Genomic DNA, 23,649 nt, shown 5'->3' on the forward strand with positions numbered 1-23,649 from the left:
ACAATAAAAATATGGAATACAGAACTATAAAAGAGGACGGACAAGTCCAAGAAGAAATCAAAAAATCACGCTTTATCTGTCATGCCAAACGTGTCTATAGTGAGGAAGAGGCTCGTGATTTTATCACAACTATTAAAAAAGAACACTATAAAGCTACCCACAACTGCTCTGCTTTTATTGTCGGTGAGCGTAGTGAAATCAAGCGAACTAGTGATGATGGAGAACCTAGTGGGACTGCTGGCGTTCCTATGCTAGGAGTTCTGGAGAATCACAACCTTACTAATGTCTGTGTTGTAGTTACTCGTTATTTTGGTGGTATCAAACTAGGGGCTGGTGGTTTGATTCGCGCTTATGCTGGTAGCGTTGCCCTAGCAGTTAAGGAAATTGGCATTATTGAAATCAAAGAGCAAGCAGGGATACAGATTCACATGACCTATGCCCAGTATCAAGAATACGGTAATTTTCTTAAAGAGAATAATCTTATAGAATTAGAGACAAACTTTACAGACCAAGTTGACACAATGATTTTCGTTGACAAAGAAAGGAAAGACGATATCAAGGCTGATCTCATTGAATTTTTCAATGGAAAAGTTACTCTAACTGATAAAGGTTTACGTGAAGTTGAAGTACCTGTAAACCTATCGTAAAGAAAGGAAATATCATATGGCTTTTGGAAGATTAATTCAGGGACTCGCTGGAAACTTCAGTGAGCAAAGTAAAGAAGCTCTTACCAAGGAGTTTGGACAATATTTATTAGAAAATGAAGAAATTCAAAGCGGATATAAACTCATTCGTGACTCAATTATCTTTACTAATATCCGTATCATCTTTACAGATAAACAAGGGGCAACCGGACGGAAGATATCTATCAAATCAATTTTCCTCATGAACATTGTCAATGTTGAAATGGAAACAGCTGGACTTGGGATTGATGATAGTGAGATTACGATTACTTATTTAGAAAATGCCTTTTTAAAATCTCACAATGAGCATTTTAATTCTCACAAATTTGAATTTCCAAAGAAAACTGATATTGTACCTCTTTACACCTATCTATTTGACTTAGCTTATCATAATCGTTTGAATATGAATGGTTTGAATCACTGATATAAAAAAATCCTATCACTCCGATAGGATTTCTATATTTTACAAAAGTTAAAGTTAGAGTTATACTAGTAGCATCTTATATAAAGAGGTGCTAATATGGCAATTTATAACAATATCACAGAACTCATCGGTAGAACACCGATTGTTAAATTGAATAACATTGTACCAGAAGGTGCAGCAGATGTTTATGTAAAACTTGAAGCTTTTAACCCAGGATCGTCAGTTAAGGACCGTATCGCCCTAAGCATGATTGAAAAAGCAGAGCAAGAAGGCAAACTTAAACCTGGTTCTACTATTGTGGAAGCAACAAGTGGGAACACTGGTATCGGTCTTTCATGGGTTGGTGCTGCTAAAGGTTACAAAGTTGTCATCGTTATGCCTGAAACAATGAGTGTTGAACGCCGTAAAATCATCCAAGCTTATGGTGCTGAACTAGTCCTCACTCCAGGTAGCGAAGGAATGAAAGGTGCGATTGCAAAAGCGCAGGAAATTGCTGCTGAGCGTGATGGTTTCCTACCATTACAGTTTAATAACCAAGCTAACCCAGAAGTTCACGAAAGAACAACAGGAGCTGAGATTCTAGCTGATTTCGGAGCTGACGGTTTAGATGCCTTTGTTGCTGGTGTTGGTACTGGAGGAACTATTTCAGGTGTTTCTCATGCTCTTAAAGCTGCTAATTCAAACATTCAAGTTTTTGCGGTTGAGGCAGACGAATCAGCTATCTTATCTGGTGAAAAACCTGGACCTCATAAAATTCAAGGTATCTCTGCTGGATTCATCCCAGAAACACTTGACACAAAAGCTTACGATGGCATCGTTCGCGTAACATCAGACAATGCTCTTGCACTTGGTCGTGAAATCGGTGGAAAAGAAGGTTTCTTAGTAGGTATTTCTTCTGCTGCAGCTATCTATGCAGCAATTGAAGTTGCTAAAAAACTTGGAGCAGGCAAAAAAGTCCTTGCTCTCGCACCAGATAACGGTGAGCGTTACCTATCTACAGCGCTCTATGAGTTTGAAGTATAGTCTCCTAAATACACTAAGCCCTGAGTATGGGGCTTTTTGTTTACCTTCAAAGGGATTCCTCTGAGTTCCCCTCCAACAAAAGAAAAGGAAGCAGATTTGCTTCCTTACTTTTTATTAGTTATTCAAGGCTGCTGCCATTGTAGCTGCAACTTCTGCTTCAAAGTCGTTTGCAGCTTTTTCGATACCTTCACCAACTTCAAAGCGAGCGAACTCAACTACTGAAGCGTTAACTGATTCAAGGTAAGCTTCAACTGTCTTGCTGTCATCCATGATGTAAACTTGTGCAAGAAGTGTGTAAGCTTGGTCAACTTTAGTGTTGTCAAGCATGAAGCGATCCATTTTACCTGGGATGATTTTATCCCAGATTTTTTCTGGTTTACCTTCTGCAGCCAATTCAGCTTTGATAGCTTCTTCAGCTTGAGCGATTACTTCATCAGTCAATTGAGCTTTAGATCCGTATGCCAAGTGTGGAAGAGCTGGTTTACCAACCATAGCACGGCTTTCATTATCTTGGTCGATAACGTGGTTCAATTGTGCCAACTCATCTTTAACAAATTGCTCATCCAATTCTTTGTATGAAAGAACTGTTGGTTTCATAGCAGCGATGTGCATTGAAATTTGTTTAGCAAGTGCTTCGTCTCCACCTTCGATTACAGAGATAACACCGATACGTCCACCGTTGTGTTGGTATGCTCCGAAGTGTTGTGCATCTGTTTTTTCAATCAAAGCAAAGCGACGGAATGAGATTTTTTCTCCGATAGTCGCTGTTGCAGACACATAAGCTGCTTCAAGAGTTTCACCTGAAGGCATTGTCAAAGCAAGAGCTTCTTCGTTGTTAGCTGGTTTTCCTTCAGCGATTACTTTAGCTGTTGCGTTTACCAACTCAACAAATTGAGCGTTTTTCGCAACGAAGTCAGTTTCAGCATTTACTTCAACAACTGCTGCAACGTTACCGTCAACATAAACACCAGTCAAACCTTCTGCAGCAACACGGTCAGCTTTCTTAGCTGCTTTTGCCATACCTTTTTCGCGAAGCAATTCAATCGCTTTTTCGATATCGCCTTCCACTTCAACCAATGCTTTTTTAGCGTCCATAACACCAGCACCAGATTTTTCACGCAACTCTTTAACAAGTTTAGCTGTAATTTCTGCCATTTTGATTCTCCTATATTTTTTAAAAATAGGAGAGCCGGGCTAAGCCCCGCCCTCCTAGGTAATTACTATTTATTATGAATTAAGCGTTGTCGCCTTCTACAACTTCAACGATTTCTTCGATTGAGTCTGCTTGAGCTTCTGAAGCTGCAAATTCTGCTTCAACTGCTGCAACAGCATCTTCACCTTGGCGACCTTCAATGATAGCGTCTGCCAATTTAGCTGTAATCAACTTAACTGCGCGGATAGCGTCATCGTTAGCTGGGATGATTACATCGATATCGTCTGGATCAGTGTTTGTGTCAACCATCGCTACAACTGGGATTCCCAATTTTTTAGCTTCTTTAACAGCGATTTGCTCTTTATGTGGGTCAACTACGTACATTACATCTGGGATACGAGGCATATCTTCGATACCACCCAAGAATTTTTCAAGACGTGCACGTTGTTTGTTAAGAAGTGCAACTTCTTTCTTAGGAAGAACTTCAAAAGTTCCATCTTCTTCCATACGTTTGATTTCTTTCAAACGAGCGATACGTTTTTGGATTGTTCCCCAGTTTGTAAGAGTTCCACCCAACCAACGGTGGTTGATGAAGTATTGACCTGAACGTACTGCTTCTTCAGCAACTGCGTCAGCTGCTTGTTTCTTAGTACCAACAAACAATACAACTGCATCGTTAGCTGCAGCATCACGCATGAAGTCGTATGCTTGGTCAGCGTATTTTACAGTTTGTTGCAAGTCGATAACGTGGATTCCGTTACGCTCAGTGAAGATGTACTTAGCCATCTTAGGGTTCCAGCGACGAGTTTGGTGACCAAAGTGCACACCAGCCTCAAGAAGTTGTTTCATTGAAATTACTGCCATGAGTATTTCTCCTTTTTGTTTTTTTCCTCTTCTTGATTTCAGCTTGCAAAACGACCCGAAGGCAACAGCTTCACAATTCATCAAGAATGAGTATTATCGTTTACACGACAAGTTACATTATAACATAGTTGAACCTTTTTTTCAAGTAATTTTATTAGTTTTTCAATGAAGGAAACTTCTCAAAGTAACTTCCACTGGGATGGCCAAAGTGGAAATTAGTCTAAAACGGATTTTTATGGTGGAATTAAGTGTGAGACGTTTGAGTTAGAAATGAGGTCTACTATGACAAAATATAAACACCTTACCCTTTCAGACCGTAATGATATCCAACTAGGCTTAGAGCGCGGTGAAACCTTCAAAGCTATTGGCCAACTTATTCTAAAAGATCCGACTACTGTTTCTAAAGAAGTCAAACGAAATAGACAAATCAGAGACTCTACCTCTAACAACCTTCCTTTCTCTCTGCTCGATAAAGCTACCTTTGTCTGTAATGGGTGCCCTAAAAGAAGACAAAATTGTGGCTATCAGAAAATCTTCTATCTCGCTAAACAGGCTCAAAAGCAGTACGAACAAACTCTTGTCGAAGCTCGTGAAGGAACTCCCCTCAATTCTCAGACTTTCTGGGACACGGATAAAGTCATTTCTGATGGGGTTAAAAAGGGACAACACATCTATCATATCCTCAAAACTCATAACCTTGATGTTAGCTCCTCAACCGTCTATCGATACATCCGAAAAGGTTACCTGTCTATCGCTCCGATTGATCTTGCTAGAGTCGTTAAATTTAAAGAAAGAAGAAAAAGTAATCTACCTTCCATCCCTAAAGAGGCAAAAAAGGTCGCTCCTATGAGAATTTCCAAAATTATTTAGCCCTTAATCAACTGAATTCTTGGCTGGAAATGGACACCGTTATGGGCAGAACCGGAGGTGGAGTCTTACTGACCTTCAATCTCTCTTTCTGTAACTTTATCTTCGCTAGACTTCTGAATAATAAAACTGCCCTTAAAGTCGCCAAACATCTCTATAACATCAAGATCACTCTTCACCAAGCGGACAAAGATTTCTTCCAACTTTTTCCTGTCATCCTGACAGATAATGGTGGAGAATTTGCCAGGGTTGATGATATCGAAATGGATATGCGAGGGGAGAGTAAACTCTTCTTTTGTGACCCTAATCGCTCTGACCAGAAAGGTAGAATTGAGAAAAATCACACGCTGATTCGCGACATTCTTCCAAAGGGAACTACTTTTGACAACTTAACTCAGGAGGACATCAATCTCGTTTGTTCACATGTCAACAGCGTCAAACGTGCTGCTTTAAATGGAAAGTCAGCCTATGAACTTTTTGAGTTTACTTACAGAGAAGAGGTTCCTAAGCTTCTTGGTATTTTTAAAATACCTGCAGAAGACGTCTGCCAGTCTTACACATTACTCCAACATAAAATCTAAAAACTAACCTAAAGCCCCATTCAAACGTCTCACACTAACTTCCACCATAGCGGAACTTAATCTGAAACGCTTTCAGATAAGGGGATTTTGTGCGCTCTTTTTTTCTATTCCTTTCGGCTATAAAAGCTATAAAATCAAGCATTAGTAAAACTAGTGGAACTTAATTTGGGAATTTAGCGAAAACTTGGGATTTCACCATCTTATAAATAAGAAAAGAGACCCAATCTGAGTCTCAATTTTTCATTAGTTTGGATAGATGTAAGTAACGTATCCTTGTGATGTAGTTGGATTAAACCATCCACGTTTGTTACCAATTGTACGGTCTCCACCATAGTTAGATTCTGATACTTGAATATTAGTTGTAGATGAAACAGCTGTAACAACCGCTACGTGACCATAACCACCATCATTCCAGCAAGCAATCGCACCAACTTGTGGCTGAGAACCAGTACGGAAGCCTGCTGCCGCTGCACTTGTAGCCCACTGTCCTCCGTTACCCCAGTAATCTCCAGCCCAAGGGGCTAATGTCTTAGCACCCCATGTACACTCTCCAACTGGATAAGTTGAGGCATTGGTACTGTATGTAGGACGTTGGCTTACTGTAGTTGCTACAGGTGTATAACTTGAATCATCATCTGATGATGAAGCTGTCGAAGAACTTGAAGTTGCTTGTACTTGTGCAGCAAAGGTTGTATTTGCTGAAGCAGCAACTGTCTGTTGTTGACTTGCTTGTTTAGCTTTATAAGCTGCTTCTGCCTCTGCTGCTGCTTTGGCTTCTGCCTCTGCTGCTGCTTTTTTCTCTAACAAGCTAGCTTTTTCATTTTCTGCTGTAGCTTTTTCAGCTGCAAGATTTAACTCAGCTACTTTCAATTCTGCTTGTTTTGTTGTCAAAGCTTGAGCATCGTCAGCAAGCGTTTGTTGGTTAGCAATGACTGTATTGATTGCTTCGTTGTTTGCAACTTGTTTTTCAGAAATAGCTTTCTTATCTTCTTTTTGTTGTTGCAACATTTTATTGTTTGCTGATACAATTTCACTCATAGCTGCTACACGAGAAATAGCTTCTGTAATTGAGTCAGAGTTAATAATCGTATTGATATAACTTGTAGCAGTTCCGTTCGTTTGTGCACTACGAGCTTGGTTTTCAAGTGATTCATTACGTGCTACGATATTTTTTGAAAGCTCTGCGATTTCACCTTCAAGTTTTTTAGATTCTTCTTGAAGTTTTTCGTTTTCAGATTGTAATTTTTCTTGCTCTGATTGAATAGCTGAAACTTTAGTTTGAATTTCGTCTACTTGTTTTTGAGCTTCTTTCTGTTGAGCTGTCAAGTTACTAATTTTACTATCTTGAGCAGCAATCTTTTCATCTGTTGTATTTGCTTTAACACTTGAAAGAACAGCTCCTTGTGAGACTAATACTGTACTTAACAAAAGTGATGCTAGGATTTTTTTCTTCATAAGTGTGAATACTCCTTCTTTTAAGACAATACTAGTATATCAAAAAAAGGCCTAATAAATATTACGCCTTTATTACAGTTTTGTTTCTTTCTTATAGATATATTTTTTCAAAAATAAACTGAAAAATTAACATCCATAGACAGTTTAATATCATTGATGGAACTAGTCCATAAACGATAAAGACTGTTATACTTTCAGCAGTTAAGCCAATCATTTGCGCTAGAAGAAAACTGCCAAATTCAAAAGAGAAAGTCATCATTAAAATAGCTAATAGTCTAGTCCATCTATTTGATAAGACGATCGCATTATTTTTATAAATGATTGCACCAATAATCACAAAAAGAAGACTGGCAATCCCTACTAAATGGAAAAAATAAATATCGTATATAAGACCAATAAATAAGCAATAAACTAAAAATAGATACTCCGATACTTCAATAGTTTCAAACAACAAGAAGATGAAGATAAAGTGGCTCACAATTTGAAAATGTGGAAAAAAACTATTTACAAATTGCCCTAAATGACTGTCTATTAAGACAACTATAGGCAAGAGTAAAAACATCCCTATCTGCTTCAACAGTCTCATGATGGATTCCCCACTAATTCTACGACTTTTAGGTTCATTGGATCAGCATTGAGTTTGACCATAACTTCTCTTGTTAGATAATCACTACTATGGGTAACTGATACAACCTCTCCTACGGGAATATCTGTTGTTTTAAAGTTGCCCAGACCTCCTGTTACTACCTTGTCTCCTTGACTGATATCACTACTACTATTTAACTGGCTTATTTTAAGCAAGTCTTTTTCTTTGTCGTACCCAATAATAATGCCATATATACTAGTAGAACCGTGTTGGATTTTAACGGATATTTTCTCCGTATTTTCCGCGTTGGTCAATAAGTTGACCACAGTAGAGTTATCTTCAACCTTTCCCACGCTTCCAATCAGTCCCCCACCAGCTATAACAAGCATATTGCTTGTCACGCCTTGTTGAGAACCTGCATCAATTGTCAACTCTTGTTTCCAGGTTGCAGGAGTTCTCATGATGACGTCAGAAGCAATTAACTTGGTTGCATTCAATTTTGACCTCATATCCAATAACTGGCGTAGTTGCTCATTTTCTTCTTTCAGACTGTCTGCTTCATTCGTTTCCTTCTTCATCTGATAGAGTTCTTTTTTAAGAGTTTCATTCTCGTTATAGGTTCTGGTCAAACGACCTAAATCAGATTTTACGGAAGAAAGCCATTGAAAAGGCTTTTGCACTATTCTATCGACTAATGAAATTCCATCTCCAGCTTTTGTTACAACTGCACTTGATTGTGTTGTCACTAAAAAAACGGATACTACTAATACAACGACAAATAGAACAATGATATATTTTGATTTTTTAAAACGATTCATACCTCTACCTTATATTACATTCTAAGATTTTAGCAAAAATAGAATTGCACCCAATACACAAACAAATAATAGCGCTACACTGTCTCTGTTCATCCAATTTAACTGTCGATACTGACTGCGTCCATTCCCGCCTTGATATCCTCTAGCCTCCATGGCTGTAGCAAGAGAATCCGCTCGTTTCAAACTCGTAGCGAATAAAGGAATCAAAATAGGAATCATAGCCTTAACTTTTTGGATTACATTTCCTTCTCCAAAATCAACACCACGCGCCTTTTGAGCATTCATAATGCGAATCGTATCATCCATCAAGGTTGGTACAAATCGCAAACTCATAGACAACATGAGCCCAATTTCATGAACAGGCACTTTAAATCTTTTTAAAGGCCCAAGCAAGGACTCAACTGCTGTTGCCAGGCTTAGTGGCATGGTGGTCAGAGTAAGCAAGGTTGAGAAAAAGATAATCAACACAAAGCGGCAAAAAATGATTCCTGCCTGCTCAATACCATAGCTTGTGATTTTTATAAATCCCATCTCGAACAAGACGTGACCACCAGAGATAAAGAACAGTTGAAAAAGGGTTGTAAAAGCAATCAGAAAAAACATAGATCGCAAACCTTTTATAAAAAAAGATAAGGGAACTTCTGATAAAACGACAAATATGCCTGTTACAATAAAAAGTATGAGATTTGTAATTGGATTATTGGCCCAAAAAGCGATGATGATCAATAAAATCATTGCTACTAACTTACTACGAGGATCTAGACGATGAATAATCGAATTTCCTGGTATGTATCGACCTAAAATCATATTATCCATTGATAAACTCCTTAAACTCCTCTATCGTTATCGGCAATTGTTCGAAAGAAATTCCTCTGTCAACTAGCCTTTGAGCAAATCGTGTGATTTTAGGAACACCCAATTGGATTTTTTCCATAAATTCGACATTTTGAAAGACAAGACTTGGCTTCCCACCCTTAACTAGTTTCCCTTTTTCCATCACATAAACTTGGTCAGCAAATTCGGCCACGTCATCCATAAGGTGGGTTACTAAAACAATTGTTATGCCATCTTGATGAAGCTTTTTAAACAAGGCCATCAACTCTTTTCGACCAATTGGATCCAAACCAGCTGTCGGTTCGTCTAAGACCAAAATACTAGGCTCCATTGCCAAAATCCCAGCAATAGCAACCCTTCTCATCTGGCCACCTGAGAGTTCAAATGGACTTCGTTCAAAGAGTGATTCATCGATTCCTACTAAAGCTAGTTTTTCACGCGCAATAGCTTCTGCCTCTTCTACAGAAACTCCAAAATTTTGAGGGCCAAAAGCCACATCTTTTAGGACAGTTTCCTCAAAAATTTGATTCTCTGCAAACTGAAACACCAACCCAACTTGTTTGCGAATTTGGCGAATTTGCTTATTGACCGATGTTGGTGTGATCAATGTATCAAAGACACGAACACTTCCCTCTGTGGGAACTAGCAAACCATTTAAAAGCTGCAAAATTGTGGATTTCCCACTTCCTGTATGCCCAATAATAGCAGTATAGGAACCATCTTCTATGGTCAAACTGACATCTGACAAGGCAGCTGAGGCAAAGGGCGTTCCTTCCTGATAAGTATAACTAACATTGTCTAGAATAATTCCCATAAAGCCTCCTCGAGCTCCTCCTCGGTCAGGTAGTGCTCTGGTAATTTTAATCCATTATCACGCAGTGATTGTTTTAATTGGTTGACAAAGGGTTGATCTAAGCCAATTTGATCTAAATCTGATCTAGAAAATAACTCTCTAGGAGTGCTAGTTGACTCGACTTCTCCTTTTTTCATCACCAAAACTCTGTCACTCATGGCCACCTCATCCAGATCATGCGTAATGGAGATGACTGTCATCTGATGGTCTTTGCGAATCTTCTGGACTATCTTAATCAACTCTAATCGTCCCTCAGGGTCCAACATACTTGTAGCCTCATCCAAGATTAAAATATCTGGTCGCAGAGCAACAACACCTGCAATAGCTACTCTCTGCTTCTGACCTCCTGACAAGCGAGCTGGTTCCTTTTTAGCAAATTCAGCCATCCCAACCAATGATAAAGCCTCAGAAACGCGTTTCTTCATCTCTTCAAGTGGGATTCCTTGATTTTCCAGTCCAAAAGCAACGTCGTCTTCAACAGTTGCTCCTACGAATTGGTTATCAGGATTTTGAAAGACCATACCAATCTTACGTCTTTTTTCCCAGACATTTTCTGGAGTTAGGCAATCACCGTCTATCCAAATTTCTCCAGATTCAGCCTCGAGCAAACCATCAATCAAGCGAACTGTCGTTGATTTTCCACTACCATTATGACCAACGATAGACAACCATTCTCCACGTTTCACGTGAAACGAAAGGTTATGAACATCATAATGTTCTTGATCTGCCTGATATCGAAAAGACAGGTCTTTTATCTCAATAATCGATTCCATATCTAACGAAAGGTTCCTTTAAACAAATATGCGCTTCCCTTGAAATAATCATAACCAGAATAAACTGTGAAGAACAAGGCAATATAAAGAGTTATCTGACCAAGCACATTCCAGTGAAGTAGCAAGAATATAATCGCAAACATCTGACTAAATGTCTTGATTTTTCCAGGCATAGCAGCAGCTAGAACAGTACCTCCTGTTTCAACTAAGAGCAAGCGCAAACCAGTGACTGCAAGTTCACGGCAGATAATAACTGCTACCACCCAAGCTGGTGCCATCTTTAGACCGACCAACATGATAAAGGCTGACATGACCAATAATTTATCAGCCATTGGATCTGCAAATTTACCAAAATTACTAACCACTTGCCATTTTCTAGCTAAATAACCATCTAGATAATCAGTGATACTGGCAATAGCAAAAATAACTGCTGCTATTTTATGTAACACAGGAGATGGTCCAACTGATAGAAGGAGAATAAAAATCGGAATAAATAAAATTCTACCAAGCGTAAGCATATTAGGAATATTCTCTTTTTTCATGTTATCCTTCCTTTAGTTTGAACTTAATGTTAGAGTAATCCAACCAGTTTGACCAGTTAATTTTGAAGTGTCAATTTCCTTATTATCAATTTTCACCGACACTCCTTTAACAACACCCAATGTTATGGTTACTGGAGAACCTTTAGAAATGGTTGTTTTAGCTGTTTTATTATTAGGTTCAAGAGTCACTCCTCCTGCTAAATCAGTATCCGAAACACTAATCCAGCTTGTTGCATCCGTTACAGACAACTGAAGCTCCGCAGAATCTTTAGATGTCTTATATTCCACTGATAAAGCATCTCCCTGACCTGAAACAGTCAAAGTAGTTGCCTCACTCGAACTTGATGAACTAGTAGCTTGACTACTACTTGATGCTACACTACTAGAGCTACTTGTTGAACTCACAACACTATAAGTTGCCGCAGAAGACGCAGTTGGTTGGGTTTGAATATAATTCCACACATAGTAGGTTACAAAAATTAAAATTGATAAAGAAAAAAGAACAAAGTAAAATAGCGGGAGAAATGAATTTTTCTTTCGATTAGACCGTCTACGTCCTGAAAGTTCAATCTCATCTACATCAACTTCTTCATAAGTAATCATACTTCCCGAATCATAGGCATCTAGAACGATATTTTCATCTAATTCAACTGCCCAAGCATACTTTCTCAAAAATGAACGAGCATAAAAAGTACTCGGTAGTTTGTCAAAATCATCTGACTCCATTGCCTCCAACAAATCCAGCTGAATATCTGTCTTTCTGTGCAATTCCTCTAAGCTCAGTCCTTGGTTAATTCTTGCAAGACGTAAGACCTCACCAATTGTTTTTTTTCTCATACTTAACATTCCTTCTTTCTAGTGTATTTTCTAGCGATTATATCGGGAAAATTGTACAATCAACCATATCGCTATTATCTATCAAATCATGTCCAGCCTCTAGAACATCTTCTAAAGTAATTTCCTGCAAAAGTTTAGGAAGGTCAAACAGGGTAGAACCTGTATCGGTTGGATGATACTGAGTAGCAATGTATTCAAGAGAATCCATACTATGAAGAAATTCTCCATACATCTCAGTTTTTACAATATCCAAGTGATCCTCAGTTATATCCTCATCTTTAACAAAATTGCGAATAGCTTTACGAAATTGATGAGAAAGTGCCACAGGTTCCTTTGTATCCATTGTTAATATCACAAAATGGAAACGAGGATCTACTTCTATTTCTAGAGACAGGGAAGCATCCAGTTTACCTGTCTCATATAATTTTTGAAATCTTTGTGAAGTCCAACCGAACATCATTGTAAACAACAATTTCAATAAAAGATGATAACGATACTGATCTCGACTTCCGATATCTTCATTTCCTCTAATACCGATTGCTAGTTTTGGAGAAGCCACGTCCATCCGTAAACTTTCAGTAGTCTTTACAGGATGTAAAGGTATTTTTTCTCTCTTATACTCATGTTTTTTTTCTTGAGGATGAGATTTCTTAGCAAAATAATCTTCAAGCAGTTCAAAATCAAAATTCCCCACTAAAAAGATATTACTATTGACAGGTCTGTAAAACTCTTTAAAGTTCTCTTTTAAATCCTCCAAACAAATAGCATCAATAGAGTTTTCACTACCAACAATATCTGAAGCTAAAGGACTTTCTGGATAGAGATTTGCCAAAGTCTTGAAAAATAGACAAGAATCCGGATCATCCTGATACATCTCTCTTTCCTGTTGAATGATATCCTTTTCGTGCTCCACAGATTCTTCAGTCATATTAAAAGTAGTGACAAGTTCTTCTAGCAAATCTAAACACTCTAGAACATTTTCAGAAGTCGAGAAAAGATAGCTAGTGTTCGTAAAGCTCGTAAAGGCATTACTTTCAGCACCCAACTCTGTAAAAGCTGCCATAACATCTCCAGAATCTTCTCTTTCAAAAAGCTTATGTTCTAAGAAATGAGCGATTCCTTGTGGATATTGTTGTAAGTCCTTATCATCCACTGTAAACCTTGTGTCAACAGAACCTACTTGGACACTTACAACGCCATAAACCTCGTTAAAGTCCTTTTTAGGTAGTAAAGTAACTGTCAAACCATTTTCTAAGCTAGTTTGATACAAAGTTTCTTTTACAGCAGAATAATATTTCTTTTGAAAAGTAGGTCTGGTCATTCTGCTCCTTCCATAAAATAAATAGCCTGCAACTTAAAACTGTTTGCTACTTCACAAATTGCTTCTCTATCAACTTGTTCAAGCTTATCGATTAAAGTTTTTGTGTCAAGATTCTCCTTCCCAAAAAAAGTTGACAAATAATATTTATCGACGATAGAATCTTGATTATCCTGAGCAAGTAGTAAGAATCTACGAATCATTTGTTTAGTCTGATCAATTTCCTTATCTGTAAACTTGCCATTTTTTATGTCAAGCAACTGATGATTCATCAATTTTCTTACTTTGTTTCGATTTTGCCGATCAATTCCAGCAAATAGTCGTAAAAATCCACTAAAGAGATCCAAATGACTTGATACCGTATAGGCCAGTCCTTCTTTTTCTCGCACTTGGGTAAATAGTTTCGAATGAGGAAAGGCTCCTAAAAGACCATTGACAAGAAGCACTGCCATCTGTTCTTCATCACCATATGCCACTGAACTATGGTAGCCCATCTCTAAAACAGACTGTCCTAATCTCTTTCTAACAATACCTTCTCTAAGAATATTAGAATAGGGTTGCTGATATTGAATGTTTACAGCTGATTTACGACCTGTTAAAGGAAATTTATGTAAAAACTCTAAAACTTCAATTTCATTAAAATCACCTAGGAAGAAAATATCTATTTGGTCTTCTTTTAGCATTTTTTGATAGCTTGAAAAACATGTTTTTGAAGTCTCCTCTGAAATTCTAGAAATCAAATCTTTAGGAACTAGCTGCATTGATTCTTCTTGGAAAAACAATTGATCTAACTCTTTATGTGCAAAGAAGAATGGGTCTTCTAATTCTGATTCCAGCCTTGATAAGATCTGTTTTTTCTCGATGTCAAAAGCATTTTTCTCAAATCCATCCTCATCCGACAATGGTGTAAACAGAACCTGATGCAGTAATTCTAAAATTTGAGAAGTTAATACGTTTTTCTTACTTAAAAATTCATCACGCACATAGGTAATATTCAAATCCACAAGATGACTTTGTCCTCTTCGATAGGCGTGCGCTGACAAATCAGTTCCATACAAGGTTGCTAAACGTTTTCTAAACAGTTGAGCAGTTGGATAACTTTGGTTGGCAGTTTCAAGCATACTGGCACTTAACATGCGACTTGAAATTGAATCCAAAGACAATGGAGCTGTGAGACGCACAGTAATTTTATTAGTTTTAAATTTTTTTGATTGGATAAAATGCACTGTAATTCCAGGTACTAACTCCATCTCTTACCTCCTTCTACATAGAGTTCTATTATACCATGAAAAGAGAAAATTTTCTTGTTCTCTTTACCCCTTTTAGAATTAAAATCGCTTTCATTTCAAACGAATTTACCTCTGCCATTTCAAGGTAAAATATGGTATAATACCAAAGATTGAGGTGAACTATGGAATACAAACTATTTGAAGAATTTATCACTCTCCAAGCTCTCTTGAAAGAACTTGGTATTATACACAGTGGCGGAGCTATTAAATCCTTTTTAGCTGAGCATCATGTCTACTTTAATGGGGAATTAGAAAATCGTCGTGGGAAAAAAGTAAGAATCGGGGACTCCATCGACATTCCTGATATGAAAATCCACATCATTTTGACTCAGCCTAGTCAAGAAGAACAGGAAGAATATCTTCAAGAAAAACTTGAGAAAGAACGTGTGGCTAAACTTGTCAAAGAAATGAATAAGACGGTCAAAAAAAAGCCAACAAACAAGCATCAGGTATCCAAAACAAAAACTGCACCACGTTTCCCAGGTAGATAAGTATGTGGCTAAAAAACTTATCCATCAAGCAATTTAGAAACTATCAGAATACCGAAATTGAATTTAATCCTAAATTAAATGTATTTGTGGGTCGAAATGCTCAAGGAAAAACCAATCTTCTGGAAAGTATTTACTTTTTAGCTTTAACTAGAAGTCATCGGACAAAGACAGACAAGAATTTAATCCGATTTGAAGAAGAGCAGCTTCAAGTTTCTGGAATTCTTCAAAAACGAACGGCTACTGTACCACTTGAGATTGACTTGACTCCAAAAGGTCGGATTACTAAGGTCAATCACTTAAAGCAAGCTCGGCTATCTGACTATATTGGACACATGAATGTTGTTCTATTTGCACCCGAAGATTTACAACTTGTCAAAGGAGCACCAGCTATCCGACGTAAGTTTATAGATATGGAGCTAGGGCAAATCAAACCCATATACTTGTCAGATTTGTCAAGCTACAATCATGTGCTCAAACAAAGAAATACCTACTTAAAGTCAGCGAATCAGATTGACGAAACATTTTTATCTGTTCTAGATGAACAGCTAGTAGACTATGGTTGTCGGGTGATGATCCACAGAGAAGAATTTATCAAAAAAATGGAATCTTTTGGTCGTAAAAAACACTTTGATATTTCAGACCAATTAGAAGAGTTGTCAATTCGTTATCAACCATCTGTAAACTTCACTGACAAGGAAAAACTAGCAGAATCTTTCTATGCAGCACTTCAAAAAAGTAGAGCAAGAGATTTATTTAAGAAGAATACTGGAGTTGGTCCTCATCGGGACGATATGATTTTCTTAATCAATGGAATGGACACAAGCTTTGGAAGTCAAGGACAACATCGTAGCCTTGTTCTTTCTATTAAACTAGCTGAAATCGAATTAATGGAGAGCATTACAAAAGAATCGCCTATACTTTTACTTGACGATGTTATGAGTGAACTTGACAACACTCGTCAACTAAAATTATTAGAAACTATATCTCAAAATATTCAAACCTTTATTACAACAACTAGTTTAGAGCATCTTCAAAACTTACCTGATAATCTCAGTGTATTTACAGTAAAAGACGGTCAATTAGTTGTAAATTAATATTTACAGATGTGTAAAGATAAAAAATCTCCTGTTTAACAGGAGATTTTTTTGATTACATTGAGTAGTTTGGTGCTTCATTTGTGATTTGCACATCGTGTGGATGGCTTTCTTTTAAACCTGCACCTGACATTTCGATAAATTGAGCATTATCATGCAATTCTTTAAGGTTAGCTGCACCACAATACCCCATACCAGATCGAATACCACCAATCATTTGGAATACGATATCAGCTGCTGCTCCTTTGTAAGCAACACGACCTTCAATTCCTTCTGGAACCAGTTTGTTTGCTTCATTGACAGAGCCTTGGAAGTAACGGTCGCTTGAACCTTTCTTCATTGCAGCGATTGAACCCATACCACGGTATGTCTTGAACTTACGTCCTTGGAAGATTTCAGTTTCTCCTGGAGCTTCATCTGTTCCTGCAAACATTGATCCAAGCATTACTGCATTTCCACCAGCAGCAAGGGCTTTAACAATATCTCCAGAATACTTGATTCCACCATCAGCAATGATTGTTTTGCCATATTCACGTGCAACTGCTGCTGCATCATAGATAGCTGTAACTTGTGGAACTCCTACACCTGCGATAACACGAGTTGTACAGATTGAACCTGGCCCAATACCAACTTTAACAACGTCAACTCCTGCATCATAAAGGGCACGGGCTCCTTCAGCAGTAGCGATATTTCCAGCAATCAGTGTACGGTCTGGGAAATGGGCACGGATTTCAGCGATTTTACGAAGAACCCCTGCAGAGTGTCCGTGTGCTGTATCGATGACAATTGCATCTGCTCCTGCTTCAAAGAGGGCTTCAGCACGTTCAAAAGTATCAGAAGTTACACCTACTGCACCAGCAACTAGAAGACGACCAAACTCATCTTTAGCTGCATTTGGAAACTCAATCACTTTTTCAATATCTTTAATCGTGATCAAGCCAGAAAGACGACCTTCTTCATCAACCAAAGGAAGTTTTTCAATACGGTGTTCTTGAAGAATGCTCTCAGCTGTTTCAAGATCTGTTCCAACAGGAGCAGTAACAAGATTCTCACTGGTCATATGATTTGAGATTGGTTGATTGTAATCTGAAATAAAACGAAGGTCTCGGTTTGTTAAAATACCAACCAATTTACGATTTTCAAGAGTTTCAACCACTGGAACACCACTGATACGGTAACGTCCCATGAGTTCATCTGCTTCTGCAATTGTATGCTCTGGAGTCAAGAAGAATGGATCAATGATAACACCATTTTCAGAACGTTTTACCTTACGAACTTCATCTGCCTGCTGTTCAATAGACATATTTTTATGGATAACACCAAGACCACCTGCACGCGCAATAGCAATGGCCATTTGGCTTTCTGTTACAGTATCCATCGCAGCTGTAATAATTGGGATATTTAAAGTCAGATTATCAGCCAATTTCGTTGTTAAATCCGCATCATTAGGCAACACATGGCTCTCTGCTGGAATAAGCAATACATCATCAAAGGTAAAACCTTTTTTCAAAAATTTAGTGTCCCAATTAGACATTGAAGTTTCCTCTTTTCTTTCTTTTTGAGCTTGACGCTTTTTGTATTGTATCTATCATACCATTCTATGAAAATTTGTCAATTATATTGATAATAGATAATGTAAAAAACTATCCCTTTAATTTTAAAGAAGAGATAGTTTTAGAGTTCGTATTTTATCTATTAATGAAAGTAATTTAGACCCATTGCTGATTTTACTTCTGATAGCGTTTGGCCAGCAACTTCTCGAGCTTTTTCACTACCTTTTTGTAACATATTATACACTTCACCCATATCTTTAGCATATTCTAGGCGACGTTCACGGATTGGACCAAGTTCACGTTCTAGGATTTCAAGTAGATACCGTTTTGTCTTAACATCACCTAGACCTCCACGTTGATAATGCTCTTTCATGTCAGCAATTTCTTGAGCATCTTCAGGACGTCCGAATACGTCTAAGTAATGGAAAACCATATTTCCTTCAATCTTACCTGGATCCTCAACACGAATGTGATCTGGATCTGTATACATACTCATTACTTTCTTACGCAAAGTATCTGCATCATCTGACAAGTAGATACCATTATTAAGCGATTTAGACATTTTGGCATTTCCATCCAGACCAGGTAAGCGACCTGCTCCTTCATTTTCAGGATAAATTCCTTCCGGTTCTACTAAAACATCACAATTATAGGCATGATTGAATGAACGCACAATCTCACGCGTTTGTTCAATCATCGGTTTTTGGTCTGTACCTACAGGAACATAGTTAGCCTTAAAAGCTGTGATATCTGCTGCTTGAGCAATTGGATAAACTAAAAATCCAGTTGGAATACTTTCTCCAAATCCTTTCTGAGCAATTTCTGTCTTTACAGTAGGATTACGCTCCAGACGAGCCAAAGACACTAGATTCATGTAATACATAGACAACTCTGCCAATTCTGGAATTTGACTTTGAATGAAAATCGTTGATTTGTTAGGATCCAATCCCACTGAAAGATAGTCCAAAGCAACATTCCCAATAGACTCTACAATAGTTTGTGGATCTTTTGCATGGTCAGTTAAAGCTTGCTGGTCAGCCAAAAAAACAAACATGTCATATTTATCTTCTTGCTGTAATAAGACACGATTTTTTAAGCTACCAACGTAGTGCCCAATATGTAATTTCCCCGTTGGACGATCTCCTGTTAAAATAATGGGTTTATTCATCTTATTCTCCTTTGATATAGTCCTTTCAATTATAGCATTTTTTTGATAAAAAGACAGGTAATTTTTTTTATCAAATAATTACGATTTCAACTCCTCAACTGTAAACTATCTGTAAACATTCTTTACAAATAATTGACAGAGAAAAATTTGAATATTTGCTGATTTTCTAGTAGAATTATAGTATTACATATAATAGGAGAAAAAAATTGCTAACAGTATCTGATGTTTCACTACGTTTTAGTGATCGCAAACTTTTTGATGAGGTCAACATCAAATTTACAGAAGGAAACACATATGGTTTAATTGGTGCTAACGGTGCAGGTAAATCAACATTTTTAAAAATCTTAGCTGGTGATATCGAACCTACAACTGGTCATGTTTCTCTTGGACCTGATGAACGTCTTTCTGTGCTTCGTCAAAATCACTTTGACTATGAGGATGAACGTGTTATTGATGTTGTTATCATGGGTAATGAAAAACTATACAACATCATGAAAGAAAAAGATGCTATCTATATGAAAGCAGACTTTACTGATGAAGATGGAGTTCGTGCAGCTGAGCTTGAAGGAGAATTTGCTGAACTAGGTGGTTGGGAAGCTGAGAGTGAAGCTTCACAACTCTTACAAAACTTGAATATCCCTGAAGATCTTCATTACCAAAATATGAGTGAACTCGCAAATGGAGACAAAGTGAAAGTACTCCTTGCTAAAGCTCTATTTGGTAAACCAGATGTTCTTCTTCTAGACGAGCCGACCAACGGTTTGGATATCCAATCTATTACTTGGTTAGAAGATTTCTTGATTGATTTTGATAACACCGTTATTGTCGTGTCCCATGACCGTCACTTCTTGAACAAAGTATGTACTCACATGGCCGACCTTGACTTTGGAAAAATCAAACTCTATGTCGGAAACTACGACTTCTGGAAAGAATCTTCTGAGCTTGCTGCTAAATTGCTAGCAGACCGTAATGCTAAAGCAGAAGAAAAAATTAAGCAACTCCAAGAATTCGTTGCTCGTTTCTCTGCTAATGCTTCTAAATCAAGACAAGCAACATCACGTAAGAAAATGCTTGATAAGATTGAACTTGAAGAAATTGTGCCATCCAGTCGTAAATATCCATTTATCAACTTTAAAGCTGAACGTGAAATCGGAAACGATCTCTTGACAGTAGAAAATCTATCTGTCAAGATTGATGGCGAAACTATTCTTGACAACATCAGCTTTATCTTGCGTCCAGGTGACAAGACAGCTCTTATCGGTCAAAACGACATTCAAACAACTGCATTGATTCGTGCTATTATGGGTGATATTGACTATGAGGGAACTGTCAAGTGGGGAGTTACAACTAGTCGCTCTTACTTACCAAAAGACAATTCAGCTGATTTTGCTGGTGGTGAATCTATTCTTGACTGGCTCCGTCAATTTGCAAGTAAAGAAGAAGATGATAATACCTTCTTGCGTGGTTTCCTTGGTCGTATGCTCTTCTCTGGGGATGAGGTTAACAAACCTGTAAATGTATTATCAGGGGGAGAAAAAGTGCGCGTGATGCTATCGAAACTCATGCTTTTGAAATCAAATGTTCTTGTACTTGACGATCCTACAAATCACTTAGATTTGGAATCTATTTCAAGCTTGAACGATGGATTGAAAAACTTCAAAGAATCTATCATCTTCGCCAGCCATGACCATGAATTCATTCAAACATTGGCTAACCACATTATTGTCCTATCTAAAAACGGTGTAATCGACCGTATTGATGAAACCTATGATGAATTCTTAGAAAATGCTGAAGTACAAGCAAAAGTTAAAGAACTTTGGAAAGACTAAATAATACTTTAAAACTCAGTTGGATTAACCAACTGAGTTTTCTATCATTCTATGAGGTAACATGAAAACATTTTTTAGAAACTATTGGACCTATTTTATTTCTTTCATCATTCCCCTAGTAATTATGTTCGGAGTCTATCTTTCTCAATGTATCCACTGGAACAGTGATACTTCACCTTTATTAGGGGATGGATTTCATCAATATGTTATTTTTGATCTTAATCTTCGTAATATTTTACATGGGAGTGATAGTCTATTTTATACTTTTACCAGTGGTCTAGGTCTCAATTTTTATGCCTTGTCCAGTTATTATCTTGGTAGTTTTCTATCACCTCTTGTTTATTTTTTTGATTTATCAAGCATGCCAGACGCAGTTTATCTATCAACCTTGTTGAAATTTGGCTTGATAGGTCTGTCAACCTTTTTTAGCTTGAGTATAATATTCAAAAATTTACCAACACCACTCAGATTATCTTTATCTACCTCTTATGCTTTAATGAGCTTTACAGTTAGTCAACTTGAGATTAAAACCTGGTTAGATGTTTTTATTTTAATCCCCTTAATTTTAACTGGTTTACATCTACTCATAACGGAAAAAAAACGTATTCTATACTTTACAAGTTTGTCAATATTATTTATCCAAAACTACTATTTTGGTTATATGACTGCCCTGTTTTTGGTAGTTTGGTATTTTTGCCAACTTTCCTGGGATTTTAAAAGTCGCAAGTTCTCTTTCCTTGATTTTTTCCTAACATCCTTACTCGCTGGTTTAACAAGTTTCATCATGACACTCCCAACCTTGTTTGATTTAAGAACTCATGGTGAAAAACTAACCGCTATTACAAAAATAAAAACAGATGCCAGTTGGTACCTAGATCTATTCGCTAAACAATTTATTGGTGCTTTCGATACAACTAAATATGGTTCTATCCCAATGATTTTTGTTGGCCTCCTTCCTTTTATCTTAACAATTGTATTCTTTACATTAAAATCAATTAAGTTTCACGTGAAACTATGCTATGCAACTCTACTCATTATCATCATTGCTAGTTTTTATCTAGAAGTCTTAGATTTATTTTGGCAAGGAATGCACGCGCCAAATATGTTTCTTCATCGCTATGCGTGGATTTTCTCTACTCTTTTGATTTATATATCTGCGGAAGTTTTAAATAGATTTAAGGATATTAAGTTATGGAATATTTTATTCTCAATAACTTTACTTTTATCTGGCTATCTGGCAACCATTTATTTTAAAAATCATTATTCCTTTTTAACTAAACTAAATATACTCTTAACGCTTGAATTCTTAGTGGTATACTTACTGTTATTATTAGCACTTATTAAAAAACTGATTTCTCTAAAAATCTTTTCAATTCTTATTTTGATCTTTACAGTAAGTGAAGTTAGTTTTAATACTTCATCTCAACTAAATGGAATTACTAAAGAATGGGGATTTGCTTCTCGTAGTACCTATGATAAAGATATTCCAAGTATGGAAGCTATTTTGGAGTATACCAAACAGCAACCAGATACATTTACACGAACTGAAAAGTTACAAACTCAAACTGGAAACGATAGCATGAAATTTAACTACAATGGCATCTCACAATTTTCATCTGTTCGTAATCGTTCTGCAAGTACAACGTTAGATAAGTTGGGTTTTAAATCTTCAGGTACCAACCTTAATCTTCGTTATGCAAATAATACTATCATTGCAGATAGTTTATTTGGAATCAGCTACAATATTTCTGAAGCCTATCCAGATAAATATGGTTTTCATCCAAGCTATCAAAAAGATAATCTAACCCTTTATAAAAATCAATTCGCTCTCCCAATTGCTTTTGCTACACAGTCTCTTTATAAAGATGTCACTTTTAATGACCATACTCTTGATAACCAAACTCAATTTTTAAATGAAATTGCTGGCTTAAATGAAGAGTACTTTTATCCGATAGATCATCATACAGACTCTGGTGACAGCGTGGTCAATCTAAACGGAACTGATACTGAAGATGCAACTATCAGCTATAGTATTGAAGTACCTGATAATAGTCAGGTTTACCTTTCCATGACTAAGCTAAATTTTTCAAATGATAAGAAAAAGCAAGTTGACATCATTGTCAATGGTGAAAAAAAATCCTTTACCACAGATAATGCTTTTACATTTTTTAATCTTGGATATACAGAACATAAACAAACTTTTGATATCCAGGTTAAGTTTCCAGGAAATGCTCAAGTATCATTTGAATCTCCAACTTTCTATCGTTTAGATACTAAAAAGTATACAGGGGCAATTAGTAAAATAAAAGAAAATCCAGTAGAAGTGAGCTCTTATAAAAATAAAGTCATTGTAAAATATAAGGTAAAGAATGAAACATCGATCTTTTTCACAATTCCTTACGACCAAGGTTGGTCTGCTTATCAAAATGGTAAAAAATTACAAATTCAACAGGCACAAACTGGATTTATGAAAATTGATGTTCCTGAAGGTGAAGGAACTATTACCCTTTCCTTTATACCAAAAGGATTTGTTGCTGGTGCAAGTTGTTCTCTTATAGCCATTATTGTCTTTATTTTTTATGATATTCAAAGAAAAAAATATTCTAGATAAAAA

The 23,649-nt window shown here is 37.0% G+C and carries 21 protein-coding genes and 1 pseudogene; 8 read left to right on the top strand and 14 right to left on the bottom strand.

Features of this window, described 5'->3' with window-relative positions:
- Positions 1 to 11: 11 nt before the first annotated feature.
- The 3 genes from AXE83_RS00070 to cysK all read left to right on the top strand — a co-directional run bounded on the left by AXE83_RS00070 (position 12) and on the right by cysK (position 2,130).
- Positions 12 to 647: a YigZ family protein gene (locus AXE83_RS00070; RefSeq protein ID WP_060954958.1), complete on the top strand. Its 636-nt coding sequence runs from the start codon at positions 12 to 14 to the stop codon at positions 645 to 647.
- A gap of 16 nt (positions 648 to 663) precedes the next feature.
- Positions 664 to 1,107 (top strand): PH domain-containing protein, encoded by a 444-nt coding sequence (locus AXE83_RS00075; RefSeq protein WP_060954959.1) that lies wholly within the window; start codon positions 664 to 666, stop codon positions 1,105 to 1,107.
- A gap of 96 nt (positions 1,108 to 1,203) precedes the next feature.
- A complete protein-coding gene (cysK, locus tag AXE83_RS00080; RefSeq protein WP_060954960.1) occupies positions 1,204 to 2,130 on the top strand; it encodes a cysteine synthase A in 927 nt (308 codons plus the stop codon).
- A 114-nt stretch (positions 2,131 to 2,244) separates the two neighbouring features.
- On the opposite strand, the gene tsf is transcribed toward cysK, so the two are convergent.
- Both tsf and rpsB read right to left on the bottom strand, forming a co-directional pair.
- Positions 2,245 to 3,285: a translation elongation factor Ts gene (tsf, locus tag AXE83_RS00085; RefSeq protein WP_060954961.1), complete on the bottom strand. Its 1,041-nt coding sequence runs from the start codon at positions 3,283 to 3,285 to the stop codon at positions 2,245 to 2,247.
- Positions 3,286 to 3,364: 79 nt separating this feature from the next.
- Complete coding sequence (rpsB, locus tag AXE83_RS00090; protein ID WP_000268462.1) at positions 3,365 to 4,147, bottom strand: 30S ribosomal protein S2; 783 nt, start codon at positions 4,145 to 4,147, stop codon at positions 3,365 to 3,367.
- A 282-nt stretch (positions 4,148 to 4,429) separates the two neighbouring features.
- Here rpsB and AXE83_RS00095 point away from each other — a divergent pair.
- Positions 4,430 to 5,595: pseudogene (locus AXE83_RS00095) on the top strand (IS30 family transposase).
- A gap of 243 nt (positions 5,596 to 5,838) precedes the next feature.
- Here AXE83_RS00095 and pcsB read toward each other — a convergent pair.
- The 10 genes from pcsB to yfmF all read right to left on the bottom strand — a co-directional run bounded on the left by pcsB (position 5,839) and on the right by yfmF (position 14,861).
- Positions 5,839 to 7,050 (bottom strand): peptidoglycan hydrolase PcsB, encoded by a 1,212-nt coding sequence (pcsB, locus tag AXE83_RS00100; RefSeq protein WP_060954962.1) that lies wholly within the window; start codon positions 7,048 to 7,050, stop codon positions 5,839 to 5,841.
- A gap of 91 nt (positions 7,051 to 7,141) precedes the next feature.
- Positions 7,142 to 7,636, bottom strand: a complete 495-nt coding sequence (gene mreD, locus AXE83_RS00105; protein ID WP_060954963.1) for a rod shape-determining protein MreD — start codon at positions 7,634 to 7,636, stop codon at positions 7,142 to 7,144.
- Positions 7,633 to 8,454 (bottom strand): rod shape-determining protein MreC, encoded by an 822-nt coding sequence (gene mreC / locus AXE83_RS00110; RefSeq protein WP_060954964.1) that lies wholly within the window; start codon positions 8,452 to 8,454, stop codon positions 7,633 to 7,635. The genes mreD and mreC overlap by 4 nt, the downstream gene beginning before the upstream one ends.
- 21 nt (positions 8,455 to 8,475) lie before the next feature.
- Positions 8,476 to 9,270 carry an energy-coupling factor transporter transmembrane component T family protein gene (locus AXE83_RS00115; RefSeq protein ID WP_060954965.1) on the bottom strand — a complete coding sequence of 265 codons (795 nt, stop codon included), beginning with the start codon at positions 9,268 to 9,270 and terminating at the stop codon, positions 8,476 to 8,478.
- On the bottom strand, positions 9,263 to 10,102 hold the full coding sequence (locus tag AXE83_RS00120; protein WP_060954966.1) for an energy-coupling factor transporter ATPase: 840 nt from the start codon (positions 10,100 to 10,102) through the stop codon (positions 9,263 to 9,265). Before AXE83_RS00120 ends, AXE83_RS00115 begins: the two co-directional genes overlap by 8 nt.
- Positions 10,087 to 10,914: an energy-coupling factor ABC transporter ATP-binding protein gene (locus AXE83_RS00125; protein ID WP_060954967.1), complete on the bottom strand. Its 828-nt coding sequence runs from the start codon at positions 10,912 to 10,914 to the stop codon at positions 10,087 to 10,089. The genes AXE83_RS00120 and AXE83_RS00125 overlap by 16 nt, the downstream gene beginning before the upstream one ends.
- Before the next feature lie 2 nt (positions 10,915 to 10,916).
- Entirely contained in the window at positions 10,917 to 11,456 is a 540-nt protein-coding gene (gene pgsA / locus AXE83_RS00130) for a CDP-diacylglycerol--glycerol-3-phosphate 3-phosphatidyltransferase (protein ID WP_049530373.1), read from the bottom strand.
- 12 nt (positions 11,457 to 11,468) lie between these two features.
- Positions 11,469 to 12,293, bottom strand: coding sequence for a cytoskeleton protein RodZ (rodZ, locus tag AXE83_RS00135; protein WP_075226780.1), 825 nt, complete (start codon positions 12,291 to 12,293; stop codon positions 11,469 to 11,471).
- Positions 12,294 to 12,330: 37 nt separating this feature from the next.
- Entirely contained in the window at positions 12,331 to 13,614 is a 1,284-nt protein-coding gene (yfmH, locus tag AXE83_RS00140) for an EF-P 5-aminopentanol modification-associated protein YfmH (protein ID WP_060954968.1), read from the bottom strand.
- Entirely contained in the window at positions 13,611 to 14,861 is a 1,251-nt protein-coding gene (gene yfmF / locus AXE83_RS00145) for an EF-P 5-aminopentanol modification-associated protein YfmF (protein WP_060954969.1), read from the bottom strand. The genes yfmH and yfmF overlap by 4 nt, the downstream gene beginning before the upstream one ends.
- Before the next feature lie 161 nt (positions 14,862 to 15,022).
- Here yfmF and yaaA point away from each other — a divergent pair, with 161 nt between their 5' ends.
- Positions 15,023 to 15,391 carry a S4 domain-containing protein YaaA gene (gene yaaA / locus AXE83_RS00150; RefSeq protein WP_060954970.1) on the top strand — a complete coding sequence of 123 codons (369 nt, stop codon included), beginning with the start codon at positions 15,023 to 15,025 and terminating at the stop codon, positions 15,389 to 15,391.
- A 2-nt stretch (positions 15,392 to 15,393) separates the two neighbouring features.
- Positions 15,394 to 16,485, top strand: coding sequence for a DNA replication/repair protein RecF (recF, locus tag AXE83_RS00155; protein ID WP_060954971.1), 1,092 nt, complete (start codon positions 15,394 to 15,396; stop codon positions 16,483 to 16,485).
- Between the two features lie 55 nt (positions 16,486 to 16,540).
- On the opposite strand, the gene guaB is transcribed toward recF, so the two are convergent.
- Complete coding sequence (gene guaB, locus AXE83_RS00160; protein ID WP_045762410.1) at positions 16,541 to 18,019, bottom strand: IMP dehydrogenase; 1,479 nt, start codon at positions 18,017 to 18,019, stop codon at positions 16,541 to 16,543.
- Positions 18,020 to 18,180: 161 nt separating this feature from the next.
- On the bottom strand, positions 18,181 to 19,206 hold the full coding sequence (gene trpS, locus AXE83_RS00165; RefSeq protein WP_060954972.1) for a tryptophan--tRNA ligase: 1,026 nt from the start codon (positions 19,204 to 19,206) through the stop codon (positions 18,181 to 18,183).
- A 206-nt stretch (positions 19,207 to 19,412) separates the two neighbouring features.
- Between trpS and AXE83_RS00170 the strand changes: the two genes are divergently transcribed.
- Both AXE83_RS00170 and AXE83_RS00175 read left to right on the top strand, forming a co-directional pair.
- A complete protein-coding gene (locus AXE83_RS00170; RefSeq protein ID WP_045762408.1) occupies positions 19,413 to 21,035 on the top strand; it encodes an ATP-binding cassette domain-containing protein in 1,623 nt (540 codons plus the stop codon).
- A gap of 61 nt (positions 21,036 to 21,096) precedes the next feature.
- Positions 21,097 to 23,646 carry a YfhO family protein gene (locus tag AXE83_RS00175; protein WP_060954973.1) on the top strand — a complete coding sequence of 850 codons (2,550 nt, stop codon included), beginning with the start codon at positions 21,097 to 21,099 and terminating at the stop codon, positions 23,644 to 23,646.
- Positions 23,647 to 23,649: the final 3 nt, after the last annotated feature.

The sequence above is a fragment of the Streptococcus sp. oral taxon 431 genome (assembly GCF_001553685.1).
Taxonomy (GTDB): Bacteria; Bacillota; Bacilli; order Lactobacillales; family Streptococcaceae; genus Streptococcus.

Excerpts from the sequence above, each read along its gene's own strand:
- AXE83_RS00070 (WP_060954958.1), top strand. The coding sequence starts at position 12 with ATGGAATACAGAACTATAAAAGAGGACGGACAAGTCCAAGAAGAAATC.
- AXE83_RS00075 (WP_060954959.1), top strand. The coding sequence starts at position 664 with ATGGCTTTTGGAAGATTAATTCAGGGACTCGCTGGAAACTTCAGTGAG.
- cysK (WP_060954960.1), top strand. The coding sequence starts at position 1,204 with ATGGCAATTTATAACAATATCACAGAACTCATCGGTAGAACACCGATT.
- tsf (WP_060954961.1), bottom strand. The coding sequence starts at position 3,285 with ATGGCAGAAATTACAGCTAAACTTGTTAAAGAGTTGCGTGAAAAATCT.
- rpsB (WP_000268462.1), bottom strand. The coding sequence starts at position 4,147 with ATGGCAGTAATTTCAATGAAACAACTTCTTGAGGCTGGTGTGCACTTT.
- pcsB (WP_060954962.1), bottom strand. The coding sequence starts at position 7,050 with ATGAAGAAAAAAATCCTAGCATCACTTTTGTTAAGTACAGTATTAGTC.
- mreD (WP_060954963.1), bottom strand. The coding sequence starts at position 7,636 with ATGAGACTGTTGAAGCAGATAGGGATGTTTTTACTCTTGCCTATAGTT.
- mreC (WP_060954964.1), bottom strand. The coding sequence starts at position 8,454 with ATGAATCGTTTTAAAAAATCAAAATATATCATTGTTCTATTTGTCGTT.
- AXE83_RS00115 (WP_060954965.1), bottom strand. The coding sequence starts at position 9,270 with ATGGATAATATGATTTTAGGTCGATACATACCAGGAAATTCGATTATT.
- AXE83_RS00120 (WP_060954966.1), bottom strand. The coding sequence starts at position 10,102 with ATGGGAATTATTCTAGACAATGTTAGTTATACTTATCAGGAAGGAACG.
- AXE83_RS00125 (WP_060954967.1), bottom strand. The coding sequence starts at position 10,914 with ATGGAATCGATTATTGAGATAAAAGACCTGTCTTTTCGATATCAGGCA.
- pgsA (WP_049530373.1), bottom strand. The coding sequence starts at position 11,456 with ATGAAAAAAGAGAATATTCCTAATATGCTTACGCTTGGTAGAATTTTA.
- rodZ (WP_075226780.1), bottom strand. The coding sequence starts at position 12,293 with ATGAGAAAAAAAACAATTGGTGAGGTCTTACGTCTTGCAAGAATTAAC.
- yfmH (WP_060954968.1), bottom strand. The coding sequence starts at position 13,614 with ATGACCAGACCTACTTTTCAAAAGAAATATTATTCTGCTGTAAAAGAA.
- yfmF (WP_060954969.1), bottom strand. The coding sequence starts at position 14,861 with ATGGAGTTAGTACCTGGAATTACAGTGCATTTTATCCAATCAAAAAAA.
- yaaA (WP_060954970.1), top strand. The coding sequence starts at position 15,023 with ATGGAATACAAACTATTTGAAGAATTTATCACTCTCCAAGCTCTCTTG.
- recF (WP_060954971.1), top strand. The coding sequence starts at position 15,394 with ATGTGGCTAAAAAACTTATCCATCAAGCAATTTAGAAACTATCAGAAT.
- guaB (WP_045762410.1), bottom strand. The coding sequence starts at position 18,019 with ATGTCTAATTGGGACACTAAATTTTTGAAAAAAGGTTTTACCTTTGAT.
- trpS (WP_060954972.1), bottom strand. The coding sequence starts at position 19,206 with ATGAATAAACCCATTATTTTAACAGGAGATCGTCCAACGGGGAAATTA.
- AXE83_RS00175 (WP_060954973.1), top strand. The coding sequence starts at position 21,097 with ATGAAAACATTTTTTAGAAACTATTGGACCTATTTTATTTCTTTCATC.